Source organism: Thermococcus alcaliphilus (genome assembly GCF_024054535.1).
Taxonomy (GTDB): domain Archaea; phylum Methanobacteriota_B; class Thermococci; order Thermococcales; family Thermococcaceae; genus Thermococcus_A; species Thermococcus_A alcaliphilus.
Genome location: NZ_JAMXLV010000020.1, coordinates 316254 through 322366, shown reverse-complemented (window position 1 = coordinate 322366; position 6113 = coordinate 316254). Strand labels below are relative to the sequence as shown.

General features: G+C 42.5%; 8 protein-coding genes and 1 pseudogene. 7 read left to right on the top strand and 2 right to left on the bottom strand.

Features of this window, described 5'->3' with window-relative positions:
* From NF859_RS06440 to NF859_RS06425, 4 genes and pseudogenes are all read left to right on the top strand, one after another.
* Positions 1-133, top strand: a pseudogene (locus NF859_RS06440) (IS6 family transposase); the annotation flags it as partial.
* 68 nt (positions 134-201) lie between these two features.
* A complete protein-coding gene (locus tag NF859_RS06435) occupies positions 202-594 on the top strand; it encodes a DUF3783 domain-containing protein (protein ID WP_252743510.1) in 393 nt (130 codons plus the stop codon).
* 34 nt (positions 595-628) lie between these two features.
* On the top strand, positions 629-1348 hold the full coding sequence (locus NF859_RS06430; RefSeq protein WP_252743509.1) for a TIGR02253 family HAD-type hydrolase: 720 nt from the start codon (positions 629-631) through the stop codon (positions 1346-1348).
* Positions 1314-1877 carry an ASCH domain-containing protein gene (locus tag NF859_RS06425; RefSeq protein ID WP_252743508.1) on the top strand — a complete coding sequence of 188 codons (564 nt, stop codon included), beginning with the start codon at positions 1314-1316 and terminating at the stop codon, positions 1875-1877. The genes NF859_RS06430 and NF859_RS06425 overlap by 35 nt, the downstream gene beginning before the upstream one ends.
* Here the strand turns inward: NF859_RS06425 and NF859_RS06420 are convergent.
* Positions 1874-2326 (bottom strand): Lrp/AsnC family transcriptional regulator, encoded by a 453-nt coding sequence (locus NF859_RS06420; protein ID WP_020953588.1) that lies wholly within the window; start codon positions 2324-2326, stop codon positions 1874-1876. The two genes, NF859_RS06425 and NF859_RS06420, sit on opposite strands and share 4 nt — an antisense overlap.
* Positions 2327-2447: 121 nt before the next feature.
* On the opposite strand from NF859_RS06420, the gene NF859_RS06415 reads away from it, so the two are divergent.
* Positions 2448-3611 (top strand): OBG GTPase family GTP-binding protein, encoded by a 1164-nt coding sequence (locus NF859_RS06415; RefSeq protein WP_252743507.1) that lies wholly within the window; start codon positions 2448-2450, stop codon positions 3609-3611.
* Here NF859_RS06415 and NF859_RS06410 read toward each other — a convergent pair whose 3' ends face one another.
* Positions 3612-4055: a hypothetical protein gene (locus NF859_RS06410; protein WP_252743506.1), complete on the bottom strand. Its 444-nt coding sequence runs from the start codon at positions 4053-4055 to the stop codon at positions 3612-3614. It lies immediately after the preceding gene.
* Between the two features lie 196 nt (positions 4056-4251).
* On the opposite strand from NF859_RS06410, the gene NF859_RS06405 reads away from it, so the two are divergent.
* On the top strand, positions 4252-4428 hold the full coding sequence (locus NF859_RS06405) for a hypothetical protein (RefSeq protein WP_252743505.1): 177 nt from the start codon (positions 4252-4254) through the stop codon (positions 4426-4428).
* The gene (locus NF859_RS06400) at positions 4425-6041 is read left to right on the top strand and encodes a sodium/proline symporter (RefSeq protein WP_252743504.1); all 1617 of its coding nucleotides are present in this window, start codon (positions 4425-4427) and stop codon (positions 6039-6041) included. Before NF859_RS06405 ends, NF859_RS06400 begins: the two co-directional genes overlap by 4 nt.
* Positions 6042-6113 lie beyond the last annotated feature (72 nt).

Here is a 6113-nt window from a genome sequence, read left to right as displayed (position 1 = left end):
CTGGAAAAGAGTTCATAGGTTTGTTTTTCTGTTTGCTTTTTGGTATAATTTTGTCAGAATTCATTCTAGGTTTGGTGGACCTCCGGGTGATGTTACTGAATGGCTTCAGGAGGTGATACCCCAGTTATCCTAACAGTATCGAACATCTTTTGGCAAAGGTTAAAAGATGCTTAAAAGATAAAGGCTGTTAAGGGTGGTGGTATGATACTCATAATAGGGTTTGAGCAGGATGAAGTTTCCAGGGTGAGAGAGATCTTAAGTGAGTTCGACATTTATGAGGTCCCGGAATACTGCAGGGACTGGGTTGTGGAGGAAGTTGTAGCAAAGGCCCCTACTTTCCAAGGAAGCGGCAACTGGCACTGGAAAAAGTTCATCATAATGCACAACCTCTCAAATGAAGAGGTAAAGAAGGTTATTAAGGGGGTTCGCTCTCAAGGAATTAACCCAATCTTTGCAACCACAACGCCCACGTCCCTAACGTGGAAGCTTGAAGACCTTCTTGATGAGCTCATTCGAGAGGATGAATACTTTAGAAAGCTAAGAGAGGAAAAGCAAAAGATGAAATCCTTTTATCTCGACATAGGGAAAAGTTAAATACTTTAACCTTTTTATTTAAGTGGGGAGTAAAATGATAAGGGTCGTGTTTTTTGATCTCGATGATACCCTTGTGGACACCTCTCGCTTAGCTGAGCTTGCCAGAAAAAACGCCATAGAAAACATGATCCAGCACGGAATGCCTGTTGATTTTGACACTGCCTATAACGAACTTTTAGAGCTCATAAACGAATACGGGAGCAATTTTCCTCATCACTTTGATTACCTTCTCAGGAGGCTTGATCTAAAATACAACCCCAAGTGGGTTGCCGCCGGGGTTATAGCCTATCACAACACCAAATTTGCCCACATAAGGGAAGTTAAGCACGCAAGAAAAACCCTCATCAAACTCAGAGAGATGGGCTACCGATTGGGCATCATAACCGATGGCAATCCAATAAAGCAGTGGGAGAAGGTTCTAAGGCTTGATTTAGATGATTTCTTTGAGCATATGGTGGTCTCAGACTTTGAAGGGGTGAAAAAGCCACATCCGAAAATATACCAAAAAGCCCTTAAGATATTTGAAGTGTCTCCGGAAGAGGCATTGATGGTGGGGGACAGGCTTTATTCAGACATCTATGGGGCAAAAAGGGTGGGAATGCACACTGTATGGTTCCGCTATGGCAAATACGCAGACAGAGAGCTTGAATATGAGGAGTACGCTGATTTCAAAATTAACGACCTCTTAGAGCTTCCGGAGATTTTAGAGGTGCTCAAGGATGGTTCAAATAAGGAAGTTCCTGCTGATAGATAATTCATACAAATCCAAAATACTAAGCGGGAAAAAAACCACCACGATTAGATTTGGGGAGTATGAGGCAAAACCCGGAAGCGAGGTTTATCTGGTAATAACACCAAGCGACACCGCCGTTGCAAAGGTAAAAATCACAAAAGTGGAGAAGAAAAAGGTTAAGGAGCTTACAAATCAGGATGCAAAAAAAGACGGGTTTAAGGATGTCAAAGAGCTAGTAGATGCATTGAACAAGATATACGGGGAACTCCATGGAGATGACGAAGTGACGATAATTGAGTTTGAGGTAATAAAGAAGTTCGAAAGCGGAATCCCCTTAAAATGGCTTAAGGGACTGAACTACAGAGATCCAGAGGAGATAGCAAAGCTCTATGTAGAAAACAGCCTAAAAGATTCTCCCGATGTTGATTTAATAGTTAAAAGGGTTTATTCCGAAGGATTAAAAAGCGCGGTGAGAAGATACGGGCCAAAGAGGGTAAGGGATGCCCTTTTGAAAGCCTATCATAAACTTTATGCAGAGGGGAAAATTTAAAGTGGAAGCTCGGTTGTCTCTTTGTGTATCTTCAGCACGACCATTGTATGGGTCGCAACAACGCCTTCTATCTCCCCTATCTTATCAAGAAAGTCGTTGAGCTCTTCGCTGCTCCTCGTTCTTATCTTGAGTATCATGTCGTAATCGCCCGTGGTTTCATAAATTTCCACTATCTCTGGATAGGCGATGAGCTTCTCGGCAACTTCAGCATACTTTCCAGCTTTTGCCTTTATCAATATGAAAGCCAGCAGATGAAAGCCAAGGGACTCTGGATCAAGGATAATCGTGAATTTCTTTATTATTCCTCTCTCCTTCAGCTTCTTAATCCTTTCATAGACTGTTGATTCTGCAAGTCCAACTCGCTTGGATATTTCTCTCAGGGGAGTACGGCTATTTTTTTGAAGCACCCTCAAGATTTCCTTATCAATTTCATCTAAAAGTCCCTTCATATTCTCACCACCCTAAAATTTTTCGAGAAAGTATATAAAGTTGATGATAGTTTCACACCATAGATTTATAAAAACCCTCCATCATACCTCTAATGGGCTAGAGAAGGAGGGGTGAGTAGAAATGCCAACAAACGTAACAGCAGAATATCTAGCGGCGGAAGAGGAATACAGACAAGCTAAAACAATACCTGAAAAAATAAGGGCATTAGAGAAAATGTATGCCACTGTGCCAAAGCACAAGGGAACAGAGAAGCTCAGACTCCAAATAAAGAGAAAGCTAGCAGAGCTCAGGAAAGAACTGGAAAAGCAGCAAAGCCAACGAAAAGGGGGAGGTTATTCATTTAGCGTTAAAAAGGAAGGTGCCGCCCAGATAGTTCTCGCGGGTTTGCCAAACGTCGGAAAATCTTCACTTCTTAAGGTTCTTGCGGGCGTTGATGCGGATGTTGCCGATTACCCTTTCACGACAGTTGAGCCAATTCCGGGCATGATGAAGCACAAAGACGTTCAGATCCAACTCGTGGAAGTGCCGGGTTTGATAGAAGGAGCTGCCCTGGGTAAAGGCATGGGGACGCAGCTTTTGAGCGTCATAAGAAATGCCGATGCAATAGCTATCGTCGTTGATCTTTCTCAAGACCCAATAAAGCAGATGGAGATAATATTGAAAGAATTTGAACGTGCTGGAATAAAAATCAACAAAAGAAAGCCAAAAGTGGAGATAAAGAGAATGCCAATGGGTGGAATTGTAATCAACGGGCAGGATTTGATCCAGGGAGATATAAGCGAAGTCATGAAAATGCTTAGGGAAGAAGGCATTCACAGTGCTGAGATCACTGTAAAGGAACCTGTTACCCTTGAAGAGTTTTCAGATGCTCTTGATGAGAGCCTCGTATGGAGGAAGGCAATAATCATTGCCAACAAAGGCGATGCACCGGGGAGCAAAGAGAACTACGAAAAGCTCGTTAAAGCTTATGGGGATAGGTTTAAAATAGTGCCCGTTTCTGCGAAAAAGATGGCAAATATTGAAACTCTCAAAGAAGAGCTCTATGAACTTGCAGGTATAATAAGGGTTTTCACCAAATCACCTGGTGAAGAGCCGGCTTATCCTCCTATCGCCCTTAAAAAAGGCTCAACCGTTCTTGATGTGGCGGAGAGAATCCATAAAGACTTCGCAAAGAACTTTAAGTATGCAAGGGTGTGGGGAAAGAGCGCAAAGTTCCCAGGACAGAGAGTTGGGCCAGATCATGTTCTTGAAGATGGAGATATAGTTGAGATTCATGCTAGGTAATTACGTAAGATCCTTTAATTTGAACTTTTCCCCGGTAAGACTGTCCATGACGTATTCCTCCCCGTTCTCTTCAAATATCCAGAAAACCTTATATGCCTTTGCTTCCCTGACGACTTCTATCCTCGGAGTCCACCATGAGATTACCATCATGTTGCCCCACATGAATGCACTTTCGATAGCTTTCTCTTTGGCTTCATCATAATGACAGTTTTCTTCCATGATCACGTTATCTTTCACAACCCATTCTTCAAGTTCTATGAAGTCATCTCCTCTCTCCACCCCAAATCGATAAAGATCAACATAGGCAAAGTAATCTAGCTCCCTATCTTTTCTCCCTAGGCGCTTATAGAAGAGCTTTATATGGAATATCGAATAGGGATACAGCACAAACTTAGCGGGAACTTCTGGCCTGAATATCGGTTTCATGACTTTAACCTTTAGCATCTTTTAGACACCCCTTTCAATCTTTAACTTTAACGATTTAAAATGTTATACTTGAATTTGTGTTCATTGAATAATGTCCAAAGTAAACATCGATACATTTAAAACTATTTTACGTCGATATATTTATAAATGTAAAGTACCTAAATGCAATGTTGGGCATTGCCCAACACCCTAATTACTTTTGAGGTGGTGCAATATGGGCCTCAGTGGTGCAGCTTGGGCAACTTTAATTATTCCCACAATTTTGGGAATTATAGTGATGGTGCTCTATGGCTACTGGGACAGAATTACAGGAAAGGAATACTACGTAGATGAAGAGATTCTAGCTTACGACGAGGATCTTCTAAAAGAGCTAGAGGGGGGTAAAGCATGAACCCCGGAGTTCTACTTGGATTTTTAGTATATTTGGTGATTTTGGCTTACATCGGTTGGTGGGCTAACAAGTTCACAAAGACAGAAGACCAGTACTTTGTGGGTGGAAGGAAAGTCCACATTTTGGCTGCTTCATTGAGTGATAAAGCAAGTGATTTCAGTGGATGGTTAATGCTTGGATATCCTGGAGCCGCCTTTAAAGCCGGTTTGGGAGCGTTTTGGGCAGGAATTGGGTGTCTCTTTGGAACACTGGCAGACTATGTGTTAATTGGCCCAAGACTTAGAATCTATGCAGGTAAATTCAGAGCAATAACAGTGCCAGATTACCTTGAGGCAAGATTGAAGGACAATACAAAGTTAATTAGAATAATTGGTGCGGCCATTATCCTAGTATTTATGACGGCCTATGTGGCAGCTCAGTTCGCAGCTGGAGGTAAGGCATTAAGTGAAGCATTTAACATAAGCATAAACAGCGGTATACTCCTTACTGTGGCCATATTAACAGCTTATGTTATTACGGGAGGTTTCTTTGCAGTAGTTTGGACAGATGTTGTTCAGGCACTCTTCATGGTGTCCACACTTATCATTGTACCACTCCTAGCACTAGGAAAGGTAGGAGGGCTTGAAAGGGCGACCTCCTTGATAGCCCAGGCAGACCCTGCTAAGCTACATCCCTTTGGAGGAGCAGTTGGGATAGCGGCAATAATCTTTGCCATAGGATATGCTTCATGGATAGTAGGATACTTGGGCCAGCCCCATATAGTCACGAGGTACATGAGTGTTGAAGATCCCAGAAAGCTTAGAAGACCTGGAATATTTATAAGTGGTATCTGGACAATTCTTGTGCTGTGGGGAGCTTTCTTTGCGGGATTCCTTGGATTCGCACTTTATCAAGGCGGCATGTTGAAAGTCTCTGATCCAGAAAAAGTTATTCCTGCAATGGCACTTGAGCTAATGCCCTCATGGCTTGCAGGGTTTGTTATAGCCGGTATAATCTCAGCTATAATGAGTACAGCAGATTCACAGCTTTTGGTGGCGTCTTCAGCAGTCTCGAGAGACTTATACCACAAAGTACTTGGTAAAGAGCTTGGAAAGAAGCAGATGGTTAACATAGGTAGGGTAGTTGTTCTGGCGATTGCAATTATAGCCATGTACTACGCAATGAGCGGGAGCAAATTTGTCTATGCGATGGTTGCCACTGCGTGGGGAGGTTTAGCAGTAGGATTTGGACCAATACTTACCCTCAGCCTATGGTGGAAGCGCGTTACAAAAGAAGCTGGAATCATAGGAATGGCGTACGGACTGCTCAGCGAAGTCCTTTTAGAGGCAAAAATCTATGGATGGGCATTCCACCCCGATGCTCCAGGAATATTTGGGGTAATAGGCGGTTGGTTCAAAGACGTTCCAGTGTTCTTCGTTAACTTCTTTGTAACTCTGGTGATAATAATCATAGTCAGCCTCTTAACTAAGCCACCAGAAGATGTTGTAAAACTCCACGAAGACCTCTTTAGGAAGGTGCCAATAGAAGAGGGCAAGAGCAAAGTCATGGAAGCAAGAGCAAAGAGCCAAGTTGAAAACGTTGCAGCCTTTGTAAAGGCTAAGGGCATTGCTTGACTTCTCTTTTAATTTTAACCTTTTGTTTAAAACCTTTGGTTTTTTCATTAAAGTTTATAAGATTCTCTGTGT